Here is a 21602-nt window from a genome sequence, read left to right on the forward strand (position 1 = left end):
CGGGTCCGGGGGGACCGTAGGAGGGCATGCCGCGGCTACCGGCCGGTCAGCACGCGAAGGTGCTTGTCCAGCTTGTCCTGGTTGAGCGGGCCCGAGACCTTCTCGGTGGAGCCGTCCGGCTTCATGAACACGAAGGTGGACTGTTCGCTGACGCCGAGCTTCGTCCAGATCGCACCTTTGGCGTCCGACAAGTGGGTCAGGTCACCGGTTCCGGTTCGCTGGACGAACTCCTTCATCGCCGTCTCGGTGTCCAGTCCGCCGACGCCGACGAACGCGACGTCACCGTACGCGGCGGCCGCGGACTTGACGGCGGGCGCCTCCGAGAGGCACTTGGGACACCACGCCGCCCAGAACCAGAAGACCACCGGCCTGCCCGCCAGGCCCTCTCCCTGGAAGGTCTCACCGTTGAGTGTCCGGGCCGAGAACCGCAGGGCGGCGGGCACCGTGGCCGCCGCCTCCTGCGATGCCGTCGGAGAGGCCGCCCCAGAGGTCATCTCAGAGGTCGGCGCCGAGGTCATCTCAGAGGTCATCTCAGAGGTCGGTGAGGAGGCGGTCATGTCGTCCTGTTCCATGGTGCCGCAGGCCGCCACCAGCAGGGTCGCCATCGCCAGCACGGCCGCCGTTCGCATTCGAGTCATGCCGTCGAGCCTAGGAGCGCCGCCCCGCGCCACTCCTTACGAGCCGATGACGGTCGCCACGAGCGGGCCGTACCCGACTGCGGCGAAGCCCTTCGGCCCGAGCCGGGCGACCACCTCCTGATGACGCCGGCCGGCCGGAAACGGGGTCAGGTGCCGCGGAGTTCGCGGACCAGTTGCCTCGTCGACTGCGCCGGTTCCACGCCGAGCTCGGTGAGGGCGGCGGTCAGCCGCTGGAACTCGGCCAGAACGGCGTGCGGTGAGCCCAGCGCCCCCTCGACCTGCATCCGCACGCAGTAGGCGGACTCGCAGAACGGATCACGGCTGATCGCGAACGACGCGGCCTGTTTGGCACGCTCCAGGAAGCCCAGCGCCAGCGCCACCTGCGCCGCGTCGAGGGCCGCGTCGACGATCATCACCTCCAGTTCGTGGCGGCGCTCCTCGGCCCACTCCAGCTCGCTCTCCGGCAGGTACGGCCCCTCGACGATCGTCAGCGTGGACTCGATCCGGTCCAGGCGTTCCTCGCCCCGGAGGCCGTACGCGTCTCTGATCATCCGCTCGAAGCGCAGGTCGGTGCTGTCGACGTACAGGCCGTCAGCCCAGCGGACGTGACCCAGGGCCGTCCTGGCCAGGTTCACGCCCGTCGCCTGCCGCAGCTTGTGCACCACCTGGCGGAAGTAGTTGCCGCCGCGGCGGGGGTCGGCGTCCGGGAACAGGCGCTCCTGCAGCCGGTGCCGTTCCACCCCCTCGGGGTGCAGCGCGAGGTAGGCGGCCAGCTCCAGCACCTTCGTGCGGCGCGAGCAGCGGGGCACGCCGTCGACGATCAGATCGAGGACCGGCCCGTGCGTGTGGACGTCGACGATGACCATGCGCTCGGAGGGCACGGCCGGCTGCCGCTTGCGCGCCACGGGCGGCCGGTGTCCGGCCAGCTGGCGCCAGCGCATCCCGCTGACGTCGCTCTCGATCTGGCGGCGCAGCACGGCGGGCACGTCGTTGAGCGCGTTCTTCAGGACGAACAGGCAGCCCATCGCGCTCGCGGTCTCGTAGGCCAGCTCGATGGCGTTCGACGCCGCCTCGGCGAAACCGAGCCGGGCCTCGGCCTCGGCCAGGTAGGTCGCGGCGAAGGGCAGCATGAGCGAGCGGCCCGCGTTCCGCATGCCCTCGGTCGCGACGCGCAGCACGCGCGCGGCGTCCTCGGGCCGGTCGATCCGCAGGTAGGCCAGCCCCTGGAAGGTCTGGCCCCATTCGACGTAGCAGCGGTTGCCGCTCGCGGCCGAACGGCTGATGGCGTCGGCCAGGCTCATGCGGGCGTCGTCCACCCGGCCGAGCGCGAGTTGCAGGGCGCCGACCACGACCTCGAAGCACGGCTCCCAGCCGAAACGGGTTTTCCGGCTGTGCTCGACCGCGGCCTCGGCGGCCCACAGGGCCTTCTCCGGCTGGCCCTCGGCCCACAGCAGCCACGCCTCGTGGAAGAACCAGAGGTCGGTGTGGGCTCCGGACCTGATCGCCTCGGGGACTTCGTCGAGCAGTTCGCGGGCCAGGGCCAGCTCGCCGCGCCAGACCAGCGTGAGCAGCGGGTGCGGGGTGCGGTAGAACGAGCGCGGCGGCCACTGGTCCTCGCTCGGGAGCAGGCGCAGCAACTGGTCCAGCCGGCCCTGTACGAGCAGGCCCCAGGTGTAGACGCGCTCGCCGTCCACCCAGTCGACGCCGGGCGGCGGGGCCACCGGGTCGCGGCCGGCCACGGCCTCCAGCTCGTATCTCACCGCGTCGGCCCGGTAGTCGCCCTCGTAGTTGCGGATCAGTTCGAGGGCTTCGGCCGGGCGCCACTGCATGGCGTAGCCGACGAAGGCGACGCTGCCGGGGTCGGCCTTGGCGACGTCGCTCAGCGTGCCTTCCTGGTGCAGCCGGCGGATGAGCGCCTGCGCCTCCGGGATGCGCCGCACGCCGTACAGTGCCCGGATGGAGGCGCCGAGGAGGATCGGGCGTGACTCGACCGCCTCCGGGCCGAAGTCCTCCAGCCAGCGCAGCAGCACGCCCCAGTCCGCGCGCGCGGACAGCGCCGCGACGGCGCGTTCCGCCACGTCGGCGGCCTGCGCCAGCTCGCCCGCGTCGAGGTAGGTCTCGACGGCCTCCTCGGACATGCCGAGGTCCTCGAGCATGCGGGCGTACCTGCTCTGCAGGCCGGGCAGTTCGCCGGGCAGGCGCGCCTGCAACTGCTCGCGGAGGAACTGGCGGAACCTCGGGTGGTACACGAGCGCGCGGTCGGCCTTGGTCGCGGGCAGGTGCCGTGACCCGAGCGACTGCCAGAGCGCGTAGCCCTTCTCGCCGCAGAGGGCGACGGCGGCCCGGGCCGTGACGGTCGCGGGGATCGAGGTGCGCAGCAGGAACTCCTGCTCGTCCTCGGGGAGGCGGGCCAGGATCTCGCGGGCGACGAAGCGGGCCAGCGAGTCGGGCCCGTTCTCCGGTTGCAGGCCGGGGACGATGTCGAAGGCGACGGCGGCGATCCAGCCCTGGGTGGCCTCCATGAGGGGCGCCGGGTCGCGGTCGCCCTGGCCGTGCGCGGCGAGCAGCGTGCGGGCCTCGGGCATGGTCAGGGCCAGGTCCTCGCCGCTCATCCGGGCGATCCGGCCCTGCAGCATCATCCGGCCGATCGGACCGTCGAGGTCCTCGCGGCTCACGATGATCGTCCGTACGTTCGGCGGCAGGTAGTCGAGGAAGACGCCGAGGACGGTGAGCGCCTCGTCCGCCCCCACCAGCCACTCGCAGTCGTCGACCACCAGCAGCAGGGACTGGTCGGCGATGCTCTCGGCGAGCATGGCGGCGACCTCGGCCGCCGGGAAGCCGCCTTCCAGCCAGGCCTCGACCAGGCCGGGCGCTTCGGAGTTGACCTCCGACAGGGCCTGGGCGAGGTAGATCATCAGCCGTGACGCGCTGCGGTCGCCGACGTCGAGCGTCACCCAGGCCAGCGGCCAGCCGTATCGCGCGGCGAACATGCGGGTCTGCACTGTCTTGCCCGACCCCGCGGCGGCGAAGACCGCGATGGTCTCGTGTTCCTCCAGGAGAGCGGCGAACTGCTCGTCCAGTCTGTCTCGGGCGACGGTCCCGCGTGGCAGTCCCGGAGGTAGCACCTTGTGGCTCAAGATCATGCAGGCCTCAGTTCACCTGGGTGTAGCGTCTCCGCAACCCGACCGAAATCGGAGTTTCGGTAGGGCGGTGTCTTAATCAATGAGGCACAGCGCGAGAACTGTCAAGACTTTCGCGGCAGTTCGTACTTATTTGCACGCTATAAACCCTTCTGGGGGCCTGTGGGGGGTCGGCACCTCTGTGGGAAGAACGGGCGTCGAAGACCCCACCTCGTTCGCGGCGAGACTGAGCCGCCGGGCATCACCCGAGCCGTCGCGGCGGCCGTGACGGCGCCCTCATGGGAGTCATAACGACGGGGGTAACGCGGGTGGGATGAGGTGATTCGCGGAGCGCACCCGTATTTACCGGCACCCGAACGGAGCCCCCGCCTTGTTCTACTACTTCCCTGACAACTACATGTGGTCCTCGGCCTTCAACCTGGCCCTCATGGCGGGCGCGTCCCTCGGCGAGATGAACCGGTGGTTGTCCCCGTTGCGCGAGGGCGAGCCGGACTCCGCGGCCTGGGGCAAGGCATGGGCCGGCATGGCCGAGCAGCAGGAGACGCAGGCCGCGGCGGACCTCGGGGCCGGGCTGCGCCGCAGCGCCGGCGCGCGCTACCTACGCGCCTCGGTCTACCACGCCAGCGGCGAGCGGCAGATCCCGCCCGGCCCGGAGAAGACGGCCAGCTACCAGGCCGCGCTGGCCGCGTTCGAGAAGGCCATCGAGCTGGCCCCGCTGAACGTGGAACGGATCGAGGTCCCCTCCCCCGACGGCATCCTGCCGGGCTACCTCATCCCGGCCCGGACCGCCGAGCCGGCGCCCGTCGTCATCTTCTACGGCGGCTTCGACGTCACCAAGGAGATCCTCTACGGCTTCGTCGAGGAGGAGTTCGTCCGCCGGGGCATCACCTGCCTGGTGATGGACAGCCCCGGCGTCGGCGAGCCGCTCCGGCTGCGCGGCGTGCCGTCGCGCCCCGACTACGAGGTCCCGACCGGCGCCGTCATCGACTACCTCGAGACCCGCTCCGACGTGGACGCGGACCGCATCGGCGTCATGGGCATCAGCCTCGGCGGCTACTACGCCCCGCGATCGGCGGCCTTCGAGCCCCGGATCAAGGCGTGCGCCGCGTGGGGCGGGATCTGGGACTGGGGCGCCACCTGGGAGAAGCGCTGGAGCACCCGGTCCAAGACGGTGTCCGTGCCGTGGTTCCAGCTCCCCTGGGTCATGGGGACCGACACGATGGAGGCCGGCCTCGAACGGGTCAAGCAGTGGACGCTCGTGGACGTGCTGCCCAAGCTGACGCAGCCGCTGCTGATCGTGCACGGGGAGAACGACCGGCAGGTGGCGGTCGAGGACGCGCGGAAGGCGTTCGCCGCCGCCGGCTCGGCGGACAAGCAGTTGCGGATCTTCACGGTCGCCGAGGGCGGCGCCGAGCACTGCCAGACCGACGAGCCCGACCCGGCCCGGCAACTGATCGCCGACTGGTTCGCGCAGCGGTTCGGCACGCTGCCGGCGCGGGACTGACCGGCGGTGGAGCGCGGTGACGACGGAGAGGCATCGGCATGACCACTGACACGAACGAGGCGCGCGGCTCGAAGCAGGTGACGATCGACGACGTCCACGCGCTCTGCGACCGCTACCGGACCTGGGGCAAGTGGGGCCCGGACGACCAGCTCGGCACACTCAACTACATCGAGCCCGAGATGGTCGTCGCCGCGGCGGGACTGGTCAGGCAGGGCAAGGTCATCTCCTGTGCCCTGCCGTACGACGGCGACGGGCCGCAGAACGGCTGGGGCGGCCGGGTCAACCCACTGCACTTCATGCTGCAGGACGGCGGTGACGCGGTCATCGGCGCCCAGGACCACATGGCCAAGCTGCGGTACGCCGACGACGCCATCTACATGCCCCTGCAGTGCGGCACGCAGTGGGACGCCCTGTCCCACGTGTTCTACGAGGGCAAGATGTACAACGGCTACGGGCTGGAGCACGTCTCCAGCAAGGGAGCCGAGAAGAACGCCATCCACCTGATGACCGAGAAGGTGGTCGGGCGCGGAGTCCTGCTCGACATCCCCCGCCACCGCGGCGTGCCCTGGCTGGAGCCGGGGCAGGGCATCGACAGCGCCGAGTTGGAGAGCTGCGCCGAGGCGCAGGGCGTCACCGTCGGCCGGGGTGACTTCGTGCTCGTCCGCACCGGGCACATCGCCATGTGCAGGGACCGGGGCTCGTGGGGCGACTACGCCGCCGGCGACGCCCCCGGGCTCTCCCTCGACTCGGCGCACTGGATCTGCGGCAACGAGGTCGCCGGGATCGCGACCGACACGTGGGGGATGGAGGTGCGGCCCAACGAGCTCGACGACATCTTCCAGCCGGTGCACATCGTGCTGCTCGTCAACGCCGGCCTGCTGATCGGGGAGATCTTCGACCTGGAGAAGCTGGCCCAGGACTGCGCCGGCGACGGTGTGTACGAGTTCATGTTCGCGGCCGGGCCGCTGCCGTTCACCAAGGCGGTCGGCTCGCCCCTGAACCCGATGGCGATCAAGTGACCGGCGCCCCGCCGCTCCGTACCAAGGGAGGGCGACCGTGAACGTCGATGAGCTGAACCGGCTCCCCGTCGCGTGGGAGCCCGACCCCGCCGGCTTCGCCGGCACGCCGCTGGGGCGGATGGCGGCCCGGCACGGCCTCTCCTCGTTCGACGAGGTGGTGGCCCGGTCCGCGGCCGACCCGGAGTGGTTCTGGGCCGCCGCCGCCGACGACGTCGGGCTGCGCTGGCTGAGGCCGTACGAGAAGGTGCTCGACCTGTCGGACGGCCCGGAGTTCCCGCACTTCTTCAAGGGCGGCGGGCTCAACTGGGCCGACTACGCGATCGACCGGTGGATCGAGCAGGGCCGCGCGGCCGACGAGGCGATCGTCTGGGAGGGCGACGACGGCTCCGTGCGGACGGTCACGTACGGCGAGCTCAAGGAGCAGATCGACCGGGCCGCGGGCGCGTTCGCCGCGCGCGGCGTCGGGGTCGGCGACGTGGTCGCGCTGTACCTGCCGATGGTGCCGGAGGCGGTCGTCGTCATGCTGGCGGCGGCGAAGATCGGCGCCATCGTCGCACCGTTCTTCAGCGGCTTCGGGCCGACGCCGGTGCGGGAGCGGCTGCTGGACTCCGGGGCCAAGCTGATGGTCACGGCCGACGGCTTCGAACGGCGCGGCAAGCTCGTACCGATCAAGGAGACGGCCGACGAGGCCGCCGCCGACGCCCCGGAGCTGCGGACCGTGCTCGTCGTGCGCCGCCTCGGCCGCGACATCACGCTGGTGGCGGGCCGCGACGAGTGGTGGGACGACGCGCTCGACTCGGCCGAGCCGGTCACCGACATGCCGGTGTTCGACGCGGAGACGCCCTGCGTCCTGTTGTACTCGTCCGGGAGCACCGGCCGGCCCAAGGGCTGCCTGCACACCCATTCGGGCCTGCCGTTCAAGTTCGCGCAGGAGGCCCGGCACGGGTACGGCATGCAGCCCGGCGAGCGGCTGTTGTGGCTCACCGACATGGGCTGGGTGATGGGCGCGTACGTCGTGTCGGCGGTGTTCGGCAACGGCGCCACGGCGGTGCTGTTCGAGGGGACCGCCGACCACCCGACGCCGGACCGGCTGTGGTCGGTCGTCGAGCGGCACCGGGTGACGGTGCTCGGCGTCGCGCCCACGCTGATCCGGATCCTCGCCGGGTTCGGCGACCAGTGGCCCGACGCGCACGAGCTGCCGGACCTGCGCGTGATCGCCAGCACCGGCGAGCCGTGGAACGTCGAGCCGTGGTGGTGGTGTTTCCGCCACGTGGGCAAGGGACGGCTGCCGGTGGTCAACATGAGCGGGGGCACCGAGTGCGGCGCCTCCATCGTGAGCGGCTCGGTGCACCGGCCGATCAAGCCGGCCGGGTTCTCCGGCGCCACCCTGGGCATGGCGGCCGACGTGTTCGACGCGGACGGCCGCTCCATCCGGGGCGAGGTGGGCGAGCTGGTCGTGCGGGGCCCTTGGCCGGGCATGACCAAGGGCCTGTGGGACGGCCCGGAGCGCTACCTGCGCACCTACTGGGGCCGCTTCCCCGGAAGCTGGCTGCAGGGCGACTTCGCCTACGTCGACGCCGACGGGCACTGGTTCCTGCTCGGCCGGTCCGACGACACGATCATGCTGGCCGGCAAGCGGGTCGGTCCCGCCGAGATCGAGTCGTTGCTCGTCGACGACCCGGACGTGGTCGAGGCCGCGGCCGTCGGCGTCCCGGACGAGGCCAAGGGCGAGGCGCTGGTCTGCTTCGTCGTGCTGATGGACGGCGCCGACGCGGAGCGGGTGCTGCCGCGTCTGGAGGCGTCGATCGTGGCGCGTGAGGGCAAGGCCACGCGGCCCAAGGCGGTGCACGCGGTGTCCGCGCTGCCGAAGACGCGCAACGGCAAGGTGCTGCGCCGGGTGGCCCGTGCCGTGTACATCGGGGCCGACCCGGGTGACATCACCGCCCTGGAGAGCCCGGAACCGCTGACCGGCTTCCCCTGGCAGGAGGGCGCGGCGCCGGCGGCCTGACGCCACGCGTCCCCCCGCTCGATCAACTGGCGGGCATCGCCGCGGTTCTCTCCGCGACGATGTCCGCCATCGCCGCTTCCAGCGTCCACCGCGTGGCGTACCCGTAGTCGCGGCGGAACAGGGTGTCGTCGAAGTTCATCGGCCACCGGTGGTCGCCCTCGCCGGCCTCGATCCGGGCGTCCGGGATGAGCTTGCGGGCGATCTCCACCATGTCGCCGACGCTGCGGTAGTCGCCGCGCACGTGGTAGACGGGGCTCGTCGGCTCGGGGCCCTGGCTGGCCCGGACGAACGCGTCGGCGGCGTCGTGGACGTAGACGAGGTTCATCATCGACTCGGCCCGGTACGCCGCCCGGCCCGGCTCCCCGGCGAGCGGCTTGGTGACCAGCTCGTCGATCAGCCGCCGGGCCACGCCGATCATGCAGGCGGCGCCGTAGGCGAGGCCGATCCGGATCGAGGTGTTGACCACGCCGAGGCTGCGCCGGTAGTAGTCGCCCATGGTCTCGCCGAAGACCTTGCTGGCCTCGTACACGTCGCCGGCCCGGATCCGGGCGTCCTCGGCGAGCGCCGCCTCCGCGTCGTTGTCGGCCGGGTTGAACAGGGCCGCGCTGCTCGCCAGCACCGTGCGCGGCACGTCGAACAGCCGCGCCACCTCCAGCACGTTGTACGTGCCGACGATGTTGGACTGGATGCACTGACCGCGTTGCGCGGCGGACCGGTCGTGCAGCTCCGCGGCCAGGTGGATGATCCGGTCGACCCGGTGCGCGCACACCAGATCGGCGATCAGCGCGAAGTCGGTGACGTCGCCCTCGACGAAGGTCAGCGCCGCCGGATCGTGCTCCCCCGGCTCGGCCGCCCAGCCGGGCCGGCGGTCGAGCGCCACCACCTGGTGCTCATCACGCACCAGCCGGTCGACGACGTACGAGCCGATGAACCCGGTCGCGCCGGTCACCAGATAGGTCATCACTGTTCTCCTTCAAGGGCGTTGGCGTTGGCTGAGGTGGAGGCGTTGGCTGAGGTGGAGGCGTTGGCGGAGGTGGAGGCGTTGGCGGAGGTGGAGGCGTTGGCGGAGGCGGCTCCCGAGGCGGGCCGGGCTCTCACGCGGTGCCCGGGCGGTAACCGCCGTCGACCTGGAGCGTGGCCCCGGTGACGGAACGCGCGCCGTCCGAGGCGAGGTAGGCGAAGGCGGCCGCGACCTCCTTCGGGTCGATCATCCGGCCGAGCGACATCTTCGCGGCGTACCGCTGCTCCAGACCGTCGTCGGCTACCCCGGCATCGGCGAAGATCCCGGTGTGCGTCGGTCCGGGCAGGACGGCGTTGACCCGGACCCCGTCGGGGCCGTAGGCGATCGCGAGCGAGCGGGTCAGGTGCACCACCGCGGCCTTGGCCAGGCCGTACGCCGGAGCGGCCGGGGTGGGCCAGAGCGCCGCCGTCGACGCGGTGTTCAGGATGACGCCGCCGCCCTGCGGGCGCATGCACTCCAGGGCCGAGCGGCAGCCGTGCCAGACGCCGGTGACGCAGATCTGCCAGAGCCGTTCGAAGTGGTCGTTAGCGTCGTCGTCGTGGATCGGGCCACCGGCGATGATTCCGGCGTTGTTGACCGCGATGTCACACCTGCCGAAGCGGTCCATCGCCACCGCGAACGCCGCCGCCACCTCCTCGGCGTCGCGCACGTCCGTACGCTGGAACAGCACCGTGCGGCCGGACGGGTCAAGGTCGGCGGCGACGCGGGCGGCCGTCTCGCTGACGTCCGCGAGCACCACCGACGCGCCGTCGGCGACGAAGCGCTCGACCGTGGCGCGGCCGATTCCCGATCCGCCACCCGTGACGACGGCCACCCGGCCGGCCAGAGGCGCCTCGCCGGTGAGGGGCGCCCGGCCGGCCAGGGGCGTCTGGCCGGCCAGGGGCGTCTGGCCGGCCAGGGGCGTCTGGCCGGCGAGGAGCGTCTGGCCGGCGAGAGCCGTCTGGCCGGTGAGGGGCGCGGTCATGGTGCCGGGGTGGCGCGCAGGTGGGCGTCGAGGAAGGACGCGGCCAGCTCGGCGGTGGTGTCGACGAGCGGGCCCATGGGCCCGCCGTGACCGCCGTACGGCAGCAGGTGCAGCTCCTTGGGCTCGCCTGCCTGGGCGTACATGCCGGTGGAGTGCTCGGCCGGGATCACGGGGTCGTCGCCCGGCGTGATCAGGCACAGCGCGCGCGGCGCGATCGCGGCCACCTGCAGCTCGGGCGCGAAGTCCAGCGCCAGCCGGGCGTTCTCCAGCGGGTACGCCTCGGGGTAGGTGGCCGCGATGAGCCCGGCCTCGGCGTCGGCCTCCGGGCTCGGCGGCAGCGGCATGAGCACCGACAGGGGCACCCGCTCGCCGGTTCCCGTCCGCGCCCGTTCCGCCTCGTCCCGCGCCAGCCGTTCGAGGAACGCGGGCCAGTCCTCGGGGCCGTGCAGGTCGCGCAGCCAGCGCCGCCCGTCGGCGAGCGGGACGATCGCGACGCACGCCCGGAGACGTTCGTCCGCGGCCGCGGCGGCCACCGCGACACCGCCGCCGAAACTGGCCCCGAGCACGCCCAGCGCGGAGCCGTCGATCTCGGGACGGCCGGCCAGGAAGGTGGCCGCGTTGGCGATGTCGCGCACCTGCTCGTGGGGGTCGCAGCGCAGCCGCGCGCCCTCGCTGCCGCCGAATCCCCGGTGGTCGAGGGCGAGCACGGCGTATCCGCGCCGCGCCAGCCGCGCGGCGAGCGGCAGCACGCGGAAGTTGACCGCGCCGCTCCAGCCCTGGCCCGCGACGAGGGCGGGCAGGCCGCCCGCGTGCTCGCGCGGCGTGACCAGGACGCCGCGCAGGCGCAGGCCGTCGCTGAAGAAGTGCACGATCTCCGCGTCGACCTCCGGCCCGCCGGAGGGATCGAGGTGAATCTCGTTGTCGGCCGACACGATCATCGTGGCAGTGCTCCCGTTCGGGTGACGTCGGTGCCCATCGCAGCCACGTAACGCGACCTCCCGTTACCTGCCGCGTTACGCCGTGCGCCGCCGCTCCGGGGTGCGCCGGACCCGCTGTAGTGGGCGCGGGAGAAAGGAGCCCGCCATGGGCAACGGACCGCTGCCGATCGAATCGGGTGAGTTGCGCGACTACCTGCTGTCGCGCAAGAGCCTGCAGCTCGCCACACTGAACCCGGACGGCTCGCCACATCTGGCCACCATGTGGTTCGGCGTGCTCGGCGACGACATCGTGATGTGGACGCAGCGGGCTTCGGTGAAGGCGCGCAACCTGCGGCACGACCCCCGGGTCGCGTGCCTCGTGGAGTCCGGTGACGACTACGCGAGCCTGAAGGGTCTGACCGTCACCGGCCACGCGGAGCTCGTCGAGGACGACGGGACGCTGCTGCGCATCGGGGAGGCGCTGGTGCCGCGCAACTATCCCGAGCCCGGCCGGCCCGACTACCGGGAGATGGCGCTGTCGGGCGCGCGCGTCGGCATCGTGATCCACGCCGACCGCTGGTCGAGCTGGGACTTCGCCCGCACCGCGACCCGCCGCTGACGAACGCGCCGTACCACCGCGACCCGCCGCCGACGGTGCGTCTCGCACGCCCGCGCCGGGACACTGACCGGCGGGGCGTGCCGCGGGGCTCGTCAGCGGGTCAGCGCGGGCAACAGGTCGCCGAGGACGGCGGCCTCGTGCTCCGGCGACTCGTCCAGGGGGTGCAGGATCAGGTCGGTGACGCCGAGGCGCGCCAGCTCGGCCAGTTGCTCGGCGCAGGCGGCTACGTCGCCGTGGACGGTGGCCTGCCGGCCGAGGTCGGGCCGGCCGTAGAAGCCGGTGAACCAGGCGTCGATGGTCCGTTCGGCGCGGGACCGCCGCTCGTCGATCAGCAGGTAGACCCGTTTGGCGACGGCCAGCGAATCCCGGGTGCTCCCCTCCCGCTCGGCGACCTCGTCCAGCCGGGCGGCCAGCTCCGCGAACCGCGCGGTCGTCTGCCGTCCGGCCGCGACCCAGCCCGACCCGAGGCGCACCGCCCTGCGCAGCGCCGCGACGGAGGCGCCGCCGACCCACAGCGGGGGCGGCGCGTCCGGCCGGGGGCAGGCCGTCACGCCGGCCAACTGCCAGATCGGCCCGTCGTGGGCCACGTCGTCCTCGGTCCAGAGCCGGCGCAGCACGGTCAGGAACTCGTCGAGCACCGCCCCCGGCCGGTCGGTCCAGTCGCCCAGCCGCATCGCGGGGAGCAGCCGGCGGTCCCCGGTGCCGACGCCGACGACCAGCCGGCCGCCGCCGCTGAGCCGGTCGAGCGTGCTCAGCTCCTTGGCCGCCGTGATCGGGTTGCGGCCAGGGGCGACGAGCAGCGCGATGCCGAGCCGGACGCGCGTGGTGTGGGCCGCGGCGAAGCCGAGCAGGCCGACCGGCTCCGGTGTCGGCACGCGGCCGGAGAGCTGGTCGAGGGTCCACACCGAATCGACGGCCGAGGCGTCGATCCCGCCGAGCCAGGTGGCGATGGCGCCAGGACTCGTGCCGGCGGCGAAGCGCAGCGGCAGGTCGAGCCCGATCCGCGGTCGTGGGGCGGCCAATGCGTGCCTCCTTGGGCGGTGACGCCCAGGGTGACGAGGCCGGCGTTACCCGCGACGTTACGTACCGCGCCCGTAACCCTGCGGTGAACGACGGCCAGTGAAGATCAGGATCCGACCAACCAGGAGGCACGAGGATGACAGTCGAGCGTTTCCCGGTCGAGGGCGGCCACATCATGATGTTCGCGCGGGCCATCGGGGATGCCAATCCGGCTTTCCACGGCGCGCTCACCGGCGCTCCGTCGATCGCGCCGCCGACCTTCGTCTGGGCGGCGGACCACTACGACCCGGACAGCGCGGTCCGCCCGAAGCCGGACCAGCCCTGGATCGGGTCGGGCGGCGAGCCGTCGGGAGCCCCCGTCGACGATCCGGCCGGCCTCGGCCTGCACGCCGAACAGCGTTACGAGTACCACCGGCCGGTGCGCGAGGGCGACGTGCTGAGCGCGGTGAGCCGTCCCGGCCGGACCTGGCGGAAGGCCGGGCGCCGGGGCGGCTCGCTGACCTTCTCCGAGCAGATCACCGAGTACCGCGACCAGGACGGCGAGCCGGTCGTCACCGCGACGATGGTGATGGTGCGGACCTCCCAGACCGTCGGAGCGGGCCGGTGACGGCCGTCGGCGAGGTCAGGGAGCTGGTCGCCGTCCGGGATCTGACGCGGACGCGGATCGTCCAGTACGCGGGCGCCTCGGGTGACTTCAACCCCGTGCACACCGACGAGCGGTTCGCGGTGGAGGCCGCCGGTTACCCGTCGGTGTTCGCGCACGGCATGTTGACGATGGCGATGGCCGGGCGGGTGCTCACCGACTGGTTCGGCCCCGAGGCGCTGGTGCGTTACGAGGCACGGTTCCGCGCGCCGGTGTTCCCGGGCGCGACGCTCACCGTCCGGGCCCGCGTCGAGTCGGTCGACGCCGAGGGGACGGCCGCGGTCGCCCTGACCGTGACCGACCAGCACGACGCGGTCGTGATGACGGGCAACGCGGTCGCGCGCGGCCCTGCCGTACAGAAGTAGCACTCTGTCCCGTACGCGGGTGAAGGAGAGGACAGCCATGCCGGAAGCCAAGCCGCAGGACAAGCCGGGCGGAAACCCCTTGATCGACCGCGTCGGCTTCGGCAGCGGCACCATGATCGCGCAGGGATACGGCGCGGTGGACGAGGACGCCGCGCGGGGCGCCGTGGACGCCGCCTACGAGGCGGGGGTGCGGTTCTTCGACACCGCGCACTTCTACGGCTCCGGCCGGTCCGAGGCGCTCGTCGGCGAGATGCTGGACGGCCGGCGTGACCAGGTCCGGCTGTGCACCAAGGGCGGGGTCCGCTACACCGACCCCACCGACCTGCTGACCCTGGTGCGCGACTCGTCCTACGACGCGCTGCGTGAGTTCATGGAGCAGTCGCTGACCCGGCTGCGCACCGACCACGTCGACGTCTACCTCCTGCACCAGTTCGATCCCTCGCTGACGCCGGAGCAGCAGATGGAGAACCTGGGGCGGCTGAAGGACGAGGGGCTCGCCCGCGACGTCGGCTTCTGCAACTTCGGCGCCGAGGCGAGCAGGCGGGCCCTGGCGACCGGCATCCCGACGGCGGTCGAGTACAGCTTCAGCCTGCTCGACCACCGCTACCTGAACGAGCTCGCCGACGCCGGCCGGCGTGGCGGGCTGCGCGTCACCTACGGCTCGTACGTGCACGGGCTGCTGTCGGAGAACTTCGCCGAGGACCACGAGTTCGAGCCCGACGACTGGCGCGGGCGCAGCCGGCTGGAGGGGCGTTCCGGGACGTCGGGGAACGTGTTCTTCGCCGGTGAGGCGTTCGCCGCCAACGTGGCGATCGCCCGGCGGCTGCGCGCGCTCGCCGACTCGGTGGGGCTGTCGCTCGCGGCGTTCGTGCTGGCGGTGACGGTGCGGCAACCGCATTCGGACATCGCGTTGTTCGGCTGCCGCAACGCGGGCGAGGTGCGCGACGGCCTGCGCGGCCTGTCGACGACCATCGACGACGACCTGCTCGCGCGCGTGGCGGAGATCCTGGCCACCGCGGAGCGCCCGGCCGAGAACCGCCTCGGCCTGCCCGATCACGTTAGCGGGCGATCGTAACGGCCTCGTTAACGAGGCTCCCCCCAGTATCTGGTCCGCCGGCGCTTCGCCGTCACGTTCCAGGTGGCTCCGCTGCGGAGCCGTACAAAACAAGAGGTTGAGATGCGAAAGAGCGACCTGCGTAAGAGCGAACGGCGAACGAGCGAACGGCGAAAGAGCAAGCAGCGCATGAGCAAGCTGGGCGCCATCCTGTGCGCCGGCCTGCTGGTGGCGGCGTGCTCGTCCGGGAACGGCGGCGACGGCGACTCGGCGGCGACGGAGGGGCTTCCGGCCACCGTCAAGGTCGGCGTGCCGCTGGACCTGAGCGGCGCGGCGGGCATCGCCGGAGTGGGCACGGCCGAGCGCGACGGCATCCGGCTGGCCGCCAAGGAGATCAACGACACCGGCTTCCTGGGCGCCACGAAGGTCGAGCTGGTCGAGATCGACACCAAGGCGAGCAAGCAGGAGGCCGTCCAGTCGGTGCTCAAGCTGACCTCCGACGGCGTCGACGCGGTCGTCGGCTTCACCCTCACCCCGTCGTTCCTGGCCGCTGGACCGCAGCTCCAGCAGGCGGGCATCCCGACGGTGACGGTCGGGCTCTCCGCCTCCGGAGTCACGGAGGTCGGCGATTACATGTTCCGCCTCTATCCGGACATGGCGAACGTGATGCCGCCCGCGGACAAGGAGTTCGCCGAGGCGTTCGGCAACGTCAAGACCGCCGCCTACATGTACCAGAGCGACTCCGAGGCGGCCAAGGTCGTCACCGACAAGCGCAAGGAGGTGCTGGAGGGGATGGGCATCCAGACCGTGGGTGAGGAGACCTTCGTCGGCACCGACACCGACGTGCGGGCGCAGCTCACCAACATCAAGGGCAAGAACCCCGACGTCCTGGTGACGATGCCGCTGCCCGGCATGATGAGCACGATCTACCTGCAGCTGGAGGAGGTCGGCTACGACGGCCTGGTGTTCGCCGCCCCGGACGCCAGCGACGCCACCCTGGAGCAGGCGGGCAAGGCCATGCAGTGCCTGGTGTACGCGACGGCGTGGAACGGGCAGAGCACCGAGGGCAACAACACCCACTTCCTGGAGTACTGGAAGGCGAACGGCGAGAACCGCTCCGCCACGGTGTTCGAGGCGGCGGGCTACGCGTCGCTGTGGTCGCTGGCGCACGCGGTCAAGGCGGCCAACACCACGGACAAGAAGGCCGTCCGTGACGCGCTGGCCGCGGTGAAGGACATCGACTCGCCGTTCGGCAAGATCGGCTACACCGAGAACCGCGCCGCCAGCGTCAAGGGCACCAAGCTGCAGATCGTCGACAGCAAGATCACCCTGTTCGACCCGGCGAAGAGCGTGGCCTGCGAGCGCTAGCCACCGCCCGGACCCGGACGACCGCCGCCCCGGCACTTCCCTCGCGGAGGTGCCGGGGCGGCGGCGTTCCCGTGCCCGCCCCATCCGAATGGAGGAACATCCGCATGCCCCTCGGAGCGGACCATCTGATCCACGCCAACGTCGTCTGCTCGGACTTCGAACGATCGCTGGACTTCTACACCCGCCTGCTCGGCGCGCGGGTGATCGGCGAGGTGTTCGAGTTCGACGCCGGCGAGGACTTCATGACGATCCTGGGCGTCACGGGCGGCGCCCGGTGCCGGGCCGCGCTGCTCACCTGGAGCGACGACGACACCGCCACGTACCTCGACCTGCTCGCCTTCGCCGACGGCGGCGGCCACGCGGCGCGCACGGCCAAGGACACCGGGCTCGCCCGGCTGGGGCTGCGCGTACGGGACCTGGCCGCCGCACTGGCCTGGATCGAGGAGCACGGGGTGCCGGTGGTCGGCGGCCCGGTCACGCTCACTCCGATGCCCGGCCGGCAGCGGCACGTGGTCACCATTCGCGACCCCGACGGGACGCTGCTGACCCTGATGGAGTTTCCGGAGCGACGGTGAGCGGGCGGGGGCGTGGGGCCGCGAGGCGTCTCCCGCCGCCCTCGCCGGCGCACGTAACGGCGCTGTTAACGAGGTCACAGGACGCTGTTACCGGCGTCACAGGTGTGGCGCCCCGCCTGACCCGGGGCGGGAACGAGGAACGGGGTTCCGTGTGCAGCAGACCATCAACGGCCTGGCCTTGGGCAGTACGTACGCACTTCTCGGGGTGGGTGTCACCCTGGTGTGGGGAGTGCTCGGCATCCTCACCTTCGCCCACGCCCAGATTCTGACCTGGGGCAGCTTCGCCGCCCTCGTGGCGCTACGGATGGGCGTCCCGGTGCCCGCCGCCATCCTGGTGGGGATGGTGACCGCCGGCCTGCTGTCGGTGCTCGTCGACCTGCTCATCCTCGCGCCGCTGCGCGCCCGCAAGGCGCCCGAGTTCTCCTTCGTGGTCGCGACGATCGGCGTCGGGCTCGTGCTCGCGACGGTGCTTCGCTGGCGTACGGACGCCCAGACCGAAGCCTTCCCTCGCGAGGGTTTCCCCGTGGGCGCCTTCGAGCTGGCCGGCCAGAACGTGCCGCGGCTCCAGGTCGTCATGCTGGCGATCGCCGTCGTGGCCATGGCGGGACTCGGCTACTGGCTGAACCGGACGAGATCCGGCCGCTCGGTGCGGGCCGTGGCCTACAACCGCGAGACCGCCGAACTCCTGGGCGTGAACAGCCAGCTCGTCTTCTCCATCTGCTTCTTCGTGGCCGGCGGCCTCGCGGCGGTGTCGGGGATCTTCGTGGCGGCCTCGGCCGCGCAGGTGTCGTACTCGTCCGGCGACGGCCTGCTGCTGGTCGCCTTCGCGGTCATCATCCTCGGCGGCATGGGTTCGGTGAAGGGCGCCATCGTCGGCGGCCTCGTCCTCGGGGTCATCGAGGTCTACGCCACGGCCTACGTCTCCAGCGTGTTCCGGGAGATCGTCGCCTTCGCCACCATCCTCGCGGTCCTGGTGGTGCGGCCCTCGGGGTTCTTCGGCAACAAGGAGGCCACCCGTGTTTGACTGGCTCGACCCGCTCCAGCTCTTCCGGCTGGACACCGCGCTCATCCTCACCCTGCTGGTGGTGAGCGTGCACCTGACGTTCCGGGTGGGCATCTTCTCGCTGGCGCCGATGGGGTTCGCCGCGGTGGGCGGCTACACCGCCGCGCTCATCGCCATGAACTCGGAGCTGCCGCTCGTGGCGGGGCTCGTCCTCGCCACGCTGGCGGCGGGCGGGATCGGCGCGCTGTTCGCCCCGCCGGTGCTGCGCCTGCGCGGCATCTACATGGCGCTGGGCAGCCTGGCCCTCGCCCAGGCGATCGTCGTCCTGATCCGCATCAGCGACGTGACGAACGGCCCGAACGGCATCGCCGGGATCCCCCAGGGGGTGAGCACCGAGCTGCTGCTCGGCCTGCTGGTCGTCACCTTCTGCGTCCTGCAGCTGAGCCATCGCTCCTACTACGGAAGGGCCGCCAAGGCCGTACGGCTGGACGAGCGCACCGCCGAGGGGCTCGGCATCAACGTGTTCCGCGTCCGGTTCATGAGCTTCACCATGGCCGCCGCCACGGCCGGGCTCGCCGGCGCCCTGGAGGCGCACCGTACCAGCGTGATCAGCCCCGACCAGTACGGCTTCGCCACCCTGGTGATCGTGTTCACCTACGTGCTGGTCGGCGGCAACGGGCACTGGCTCGGGCCGGTGCTCGTCACCTGGGGGCTGACGATCGTCCGCGAGGAGCTGAAGGTCGCCGGCTCGAACTGGGAGGACGTGATCTACGGCGTGCTGCTCGTCCTGGTCCTGCTGGTCGCCCCGAACGGCCTGTCCGATCGCGCGCTCTACCGCGGTCCCCGCCGATGGTGGCGATCCATACGGTCACGGCCGGAGAGCGACACCCCTAGCGCGAAGGTGGCGAACTGATGGCCGCTCTGCTGGAACTGCACGAGGTCAGCAAGTCCTTCGGCGGCATGAAGGCCGTCAGCGACGTGTCGTTCGCGGTGGCCGAAGGGTCGATCTACGGCCTCATCGGCCCGAACGGCGCGGGCAAGACGACGGTGGTCAACCTCATCAGCGGCTACCTCACGCCGACCGCCGGGACCATCCGGGTGGGGGGCGTGGACGTGGCGAACCTGCGCCCGCACCGGCTGGCGGCGGCGGGCATCGCCCGGACCTACCAGAACCTGCAGCTGTTCGACGAGAGCACCGTGCTGGAGAACGTGCTCATCGGCCGGCACATGTCGTTCCGCGGGCGGCGCTGGCAACTGGGCCGGGTGCGCAGGCGGGAGGAGGCCGAGCAGCACGAGGTGGCCCGGCGGCTGATCGACCGGGTGGGCCTCAGCGACGTGGCCGACGCCGACGTGGCCGAGCTCTCCTACGGCATGCGGCGCCGGGTCGAGATCGCCCGGGCGATGGCGACCGAGCCCAGGCTGCTGCTGCTCGACGAGCCGACCGCCGGGATGAGCCGGGCCGAGTCCGACGAGATCGGCGAGCTGATCCGCGCCGTCAACGACGAAGGCGTGACGGTGCTGCTCGTCGACCACAACGTCCGGCTCGTCACCGAGGTCTGCCACCGGGTGGTCGTCCTGGACTGGGGTCAGGTCCTCACCGAGGCCGGTCCGACCGAGGTGTGGCAGGACGAGCGGGTCAAAACGGCCTACCTCGGTACGAACGAGCGGCTCAAGGAGGAGACCCCCGATGCTCGTGGTTGAGTCACTGGTCGCCCGGTACGGCGCCGTCGAGGCGTTGCACGGCGTGAGCCTGGAGGTCGGCGCGGCCGAGGCGGTGGCCATCGTCGGGCCCAACGGCGCCGGCAAGACGACCCTGTTGCGGACCATCTCCGGCCTGGTGCGCCCGGCGAGCGGATCGGTGCGGATCGACGGCCGCCCGCTGGGGCGGATGTCGGCCTACCGGGTGGCCCGGCTGGGGGTCAGTCACGTGCCGGAGGGCCGGGCGATCCTGTCCGCCCTCTCCGTGAAGGACAACCTGCTGATGGGCGGTCACCGGCTGCCCGGAGCCGATGTCGAGGCCCGGATGGAGGAGATGATCGAGCTGTTCCCCGTGCTGGGGCGGCGGCTGGACTCCCTCGGCGGCGTCCTGTCCGGGGGTGAGCAGCAGATGCTGGCGATCGCCCGCGGGCTGATGGCCCGGCCGCGGCTGCTCATGATCGACGAGCCCTCGATGGGGCTGGCGCCGCGCATCGTGGGCGACGTGCTGGACACGCTGCACCGCGTGGTCGAGACCGGCACCGCCGTACTCGTGTCGGAGCAGAACGCCGGCCTGGCGCTGGAGGTGGCCGCCCGCGCCTACGTCATGGTGGTCGGCAACGTCGTCGCGTCCGGCCGCAGCGAGGACCTCCAGGACAACCTGCTCGAAACGTACCTCGCGTAACGGCGCCGCCGTCTGCCATCAGACCGGCGGCCGGGCCGTGCCCGGCCGCCGGTCCGGCCGCTTCGCCGTCACTGTGACGAAGGGGCCGGAGCCGCGTCGGAGCCGCGTCAGAGCCGCTCGATGATCGTGACGTTGGCCTGGCCGCCGCCCTCGCACATCGTCTGCAGCCCGTAGCGGCCGCCCGTCCGCTCCAGGTGGTTGAGGAGCGTCGTCATCAGCCGCGCGCCGGTCGCGCCGAGCGGATGGCCGAGCGCGATCGCCCCGCCGTTGGGGTTGACCTTCTCCGGGTCGAAGCCGGTCTCCTTGAGCCAGGCGAGCACGACCGGCGCGAACGCCTCGTTGATCTCGACGGCGTCGATGTCCCCGGGCGTCATCCCGGCCCGTCGCAGCGCGCGCTCGGTCGCGGGGATCGGCGCGGAGAGCATCATGATCGGGTCGTCGGCCATCACGCTCATGTGGTGGATCCGCGCCCTCGGCATGAGCCCGAGCCGCTTCACCGCCCGCTCGCCGGCGATCAGCAGAGCGGCCGAGCCGTCGCTGATCTGGCTGGCGCAGGCGGCGGTGATGCGGCCATCCGGCAGCAGGGTGGGCAGCGAACGGATCTTGTCCCAGTCGGGCTCGCGCGGACCGTTGTCGGCGTCGAGCCCGTTCAGCGGCGCGATCTCCGGCTCGAAGAGCTTGGCGGCGTTCGCGCGCAGCGCCCGGAGATGCGACTCGACCGCGAACCGCTCCATCTCCTCACGGGAGATGTCCCAGTGCGTCGCCATCATCTCCGCGCCCCGGAACTGGCTGACCTCCCCGGTCCCGAAGCGAGCGGTCCACGCCGGCGAAGTGGAGAACGGGTCGTCGAAGCCCAGCGCCCGGCCGGAGTCGGCCGCCGACATCAGCGGCACCATGCTCATGTTCTGCACGCCGCCGGCGACGACGAGGTCCATCGTGCCGCTCATCACGGCCTGGGCGGCGAAGTGCACCGCCTGCTGCGCCGAGCCGCACTGCCGGTCGATGGTGACGCCCGGGACGTGCAGCGGATACCCGGCGGCCAGCCAGCAGGTGCGGGCGATGTCGAACGACTGCGGGCCCACCGAGTCCACGTTGCCGAAGACCACGTCGTCGACCAGGGCGGGGTCAATGCCGGTCCGCTCAACCAGGGAGCGGATGCTGTGCGCTCCGAGATCGGCGGGGTGAACCGTGCTCAGCGGCCCGCCACGCCTGCTCACGGGGGTTCGGACGGCGTCGATGATGAATGCTTCAGCCATGCCGCCGACCGTACGGACACGGCGTTAACCAGGGGCTCGCCGGGCGCCGGCCCGCGTTACGCGGATCGTTGCCGACTCGGACGCCGGGCGCGTGATCTGTTATCGGGG

The 21602-nt window shown here is 72.0% G+C and carries 20 protein-coding genes; 13 read left to right on the top strand and 7 right to left on the bottom strand.

Annotation, left to right across the window (positions count from 1 at the left end; genetic code table 11):
* Positions 1–35: 35 nt before the first annotated feature.
* Positions 36–638 carry a redoxin domain-containing protein gene (locus AB0I38_RS00760; RefSeq protein ID WP_358459653.1) on the bottom strand — a complete coding sequence of 201 codons (603 nt, stop codon included), beginning with the start codon at positions 636–638 and terminating at the stop codon, positions 36–38.
* 146 nt (positions 639–784) lie between these two features.
* Positions 785–3781 carry a BTAD domain-containing putative transcriptional regulator gene (locus AB0I38_RS00765; protein ID WP_358459656.1) on the bottom strand — a complete coding sequence of 999 codons (2997 nt, stop codon included), beginning with the start codon at positions 3779–3781 and terminating at the stop codon, positions 785–787.
* Between the two features lie 367 nt (positions 3782–4148).
* On the opposite strand from AB0I38_RS00765, the gene AB0I38_RS00770 reads away from it, so the two are divergent.
* Genes AB0I38_RS00770 through AB0I38_RS00780 form a run of 3 tightly spaced genes read left to right on the top strand, consistent with a single transcriptional unit; the run spans position 4149 to position 8309 of the window.
* Positions 4149–5282 (top strand): alpha/beta hydrolase family protein, encoded by a 1134-nt coding sequence (locus AB0I38_RS00770; RefSeq protein ID WP_358459659.1) that lies wholly within the window; start codon positions 4149–4151, stop codon positions 5280–5282.
* A gap of 38 nt (positions 5283–5320) precedes the next feature.
* Positions 5321–6301 carry a cyclase family protein gene (locus tag AB0I38_RS00775; protein ID WP_358459662.1) on the top strand — a complete coding sequence of 327 codons (981 nt, stop codon included), beginning with the start codon at positions 5321–5323 and terminating at the stop codon, positions 6299–6301.
* Between the two features lie 37 nt (positions 6302–6338).
* Positions 6339–8309, top strand: coding sequence for an AMP-binding protein (locus AB0I38_RS00780; protein WP_358459665.1), 1971 nt, complete (start codon positions 6339–6341; stop codon positions 8307–8309).
* Between the two features lie 22 nt (positions 8310–8331).
* Here the strand turns inward: AB0I38_RS00780 and AB0I38_RS00785 are convergent, their stop codons facing one another.
* The 3 genes from AB0I38_RS00785 to AB0I38_RS00795 all read right to left on the bottom strand — a co-directional run bounded on the left by AB0I38_RS00785 (position 8332) and on the right by AB0I38_RS00795 (position 11232).
* Complete coding sequence (locus tag AB0I38_RS00785; protein ID WP_358459668.1) at positions 8332–9270, bottom strand: NAD-dependent epimerase/dehydratase family protein; 939 nt, start codon at positions 9268–9270, stop codon at positions 8332–8334.
* 133 nt (positions 9271–9403) lie between these two features.
* Positions 9404–10294: an SDR family NAD(P)-dependent oxidoreductase gene (locus AB0I38_RS00790; RefSeq protein ID WP_358459671.1), complete on the bottom strand. Its 891-nt coding sequence runs from the start codon at positions 10292–10294 to the stop codon at positions 9404–9406.
* On the bottom strand, positions 10291–11232 hold the full coding sequence (locus tag AB0I38_RS00795; protein WP_358459674.1) for an alpha/beta hydrolase: 942 nt from the start codon (positions 11230–11232) through the stop codon (positions 10291–10293). The genes AB0I38_RS00790 and AB0I38_RS00795 overlap by 4 nt, the downstream gene beginning before the upstream one ends.
* Positions 11233–11377: 145 nt before the next feature.
* Here AB0I38_RS00795 and AB0I38_RS00800 point away from each other — a divergent pair, with 145 nt between their 5' ends.
* A complete protein-coding gene (locus tag AB0I38_RS00800; RefSeq protein ID WP_358459677.1) occupies positions 11378–11830 on the top strand; it encodes a PPOX class F420-dependent oxidoreductase in 453 nt (150 codons plus the stop codon).
* Positions 11831–11922: 92 nt separating this feature from the next.
* Here AB0I38_RS00800 and AB0I38_RS00805 read toward each other — a convergent pair whose 3' ends face one another.
* Positions 11923–12852 (bottom strand): LLM class flavin-dependent oxidoreductase, encoded by a 930-nt coding sequence (locus tag AB0I38_RS00805; RefSeq protein ID WP_358459680.1) that lies wholly within the window; start codon positions 12850–12852, stop codon positions 11923–11925.
* Between the two features lie 134 nt (positions 12853–12986).
* Between AB0I38_RS00805 and AB0I38_RS00810 the strand changes: the two genes are divergently transcribed.
* The 9 genes from AB0I38_RS00810 to AB0I38_RS00850 all read left to right on the top strand — a co-directional run bounded on the left by AB0I38_RS00810 (position 12987) and on the right by AB0I38_RS00850 (position 20238).
* Positions 12987–13457, top strand: coding sequence for an FAS1-like dehydratase domain-containing protein (locus tag AB0I38_RS00810; RefSeq protein WP_358459683.1), 471 nt, complete (start codon positions 12987–12989; stop codon positions 13455–13457).
* On the top strand, positions 13454–13858 hold the full coding sequence (locus AB0I38_RS00815; protein ID WP_358459686.1) for a MaoC/PaaZ C-terminal domain-containing protein: 405 nt from the start codon (positions 13454–13456) through the stop codon (positions 13856–13858). The genes AB0I38_RS00810 and AB0I38_RS00815 overlap by 4 nt, the downstream gene beginning before the upstream one ends.
* A gap of 37 nt (positions 13859–13895) precedes the next feature.
* Entirely contained in the window at positions 13896–14933 is a 1038-nt protein-coding gene (locus tag AB0I38_RS00820; protein WP_358459689.1) for an aldo/keto reductase, read from the top strand.
* A 102-nt stretch (positions 14934–15035) separates the two neighbouring features.
* Positions 15036–16280, top strand: coding sequence for an ABC transporter substrate-binding protein (locus AB0I38_RS00825; protein WP_358459692.1), 1245 nt, complete (start codon positions 15036–15038; stop codon positions 16278–16280).
* A gap of 104 nt (positions 16281–16384) precedes the next feature.
* The gene (locus AB0I38_RS00830) at positions 16385–16855 is read left to right on the top strand and encodes a VOC family protein (protein WP_358459695.1); all 471 of its coding nucleotides are present in this window, start codon (positions 16385–16387) and stop codon (positions 16853–16855) included.
* Between the two features lie 151 nt (positions 16856–17006).
* Positions 17007–17879 carry a branched-chain amino acid ABC transporter permease gene (locus tag AB0I38_RS00835; RefSeq protein ID WP_358459698.1) on the top strand — a complete coding sequence of 291 codons (873 nt, stop codon included), beginning with the start codon at positions 17007–17009 and terminating at the stop codon, positions 17877–17879.
* Positions 17872–18771, top strand: coding sequence for a branched-chain amino acid ABC transporter permease (locus tag AB0I38_RS00840; protein ID WP_358459701.1), 900 nt, complete (start codon positions 17872–17874; stop codon positions 18769–18771). Before AB0I38_RS00835 ends, AB0I38_RS00840 begins: the two co-directional genes overlap by 8 nt.
* Positions 18771–19559 carry an ABC transporter ATP-binding protein gene (locus AB0I38_RS00845; protein ID WP_358459704.1) on the top strand — a complete coding sequence of 263 codons (789 nt, stop codon included), beginning with the start codon at positions 18771–18773 and terminating at the stop codon, positions 19557–19559. Before AB0I38_RS00840 ends, AB0I38_RS00845 begins: the two co-directional genes overlap by 1 nt.
* Positions 19546–20238 carry an ABC transporter ATP-binding protein gene (locus AB0I38_RS00850; protein WP_358459707.1) on the top strand — a complete coding sequence of 231 codons (693 nt, stop codon included), beginning with the start codon at positions 19546–19548 and terminating at the stop codon, positions 20236–20238. Before AB0I38_RS00845 ends, AB0I38_RS00850 begins: the two co-directional genes overlap by 14 nt.
* A 107-nt stretch (positions 20239–20345) precedes the next feature.
* Here the strand turns inward: AB0I38_RS00850 and AB0I38_RS00855 are convergent, their stop codons facing one another.
* Positions 20346–21494 carry an acetyl-CoA C-acetyltransferase gene (locus AB0I38_RS00855; RefSeq protein WP_358459710.1) on the bottom strand — a complete coding sequence of 383 codons (1149 nt, stop codon included), beginning with the start codon at positions 21492–21494 and terminating at the stop codon, positions 20346–20348.
* Positions 21495–21602: the final 108 nt, after the last annotated feature.

It is taken from the genome of Nonomuraea cavernae, from assembly GCF_040655715.1.
Lineage (GTDB): Bacteria > Actinomycetota > Actinomycetes > Streptosporangiales > Streptosporangiaceae > Nonomuraea > Nonomuraea cavernae_A.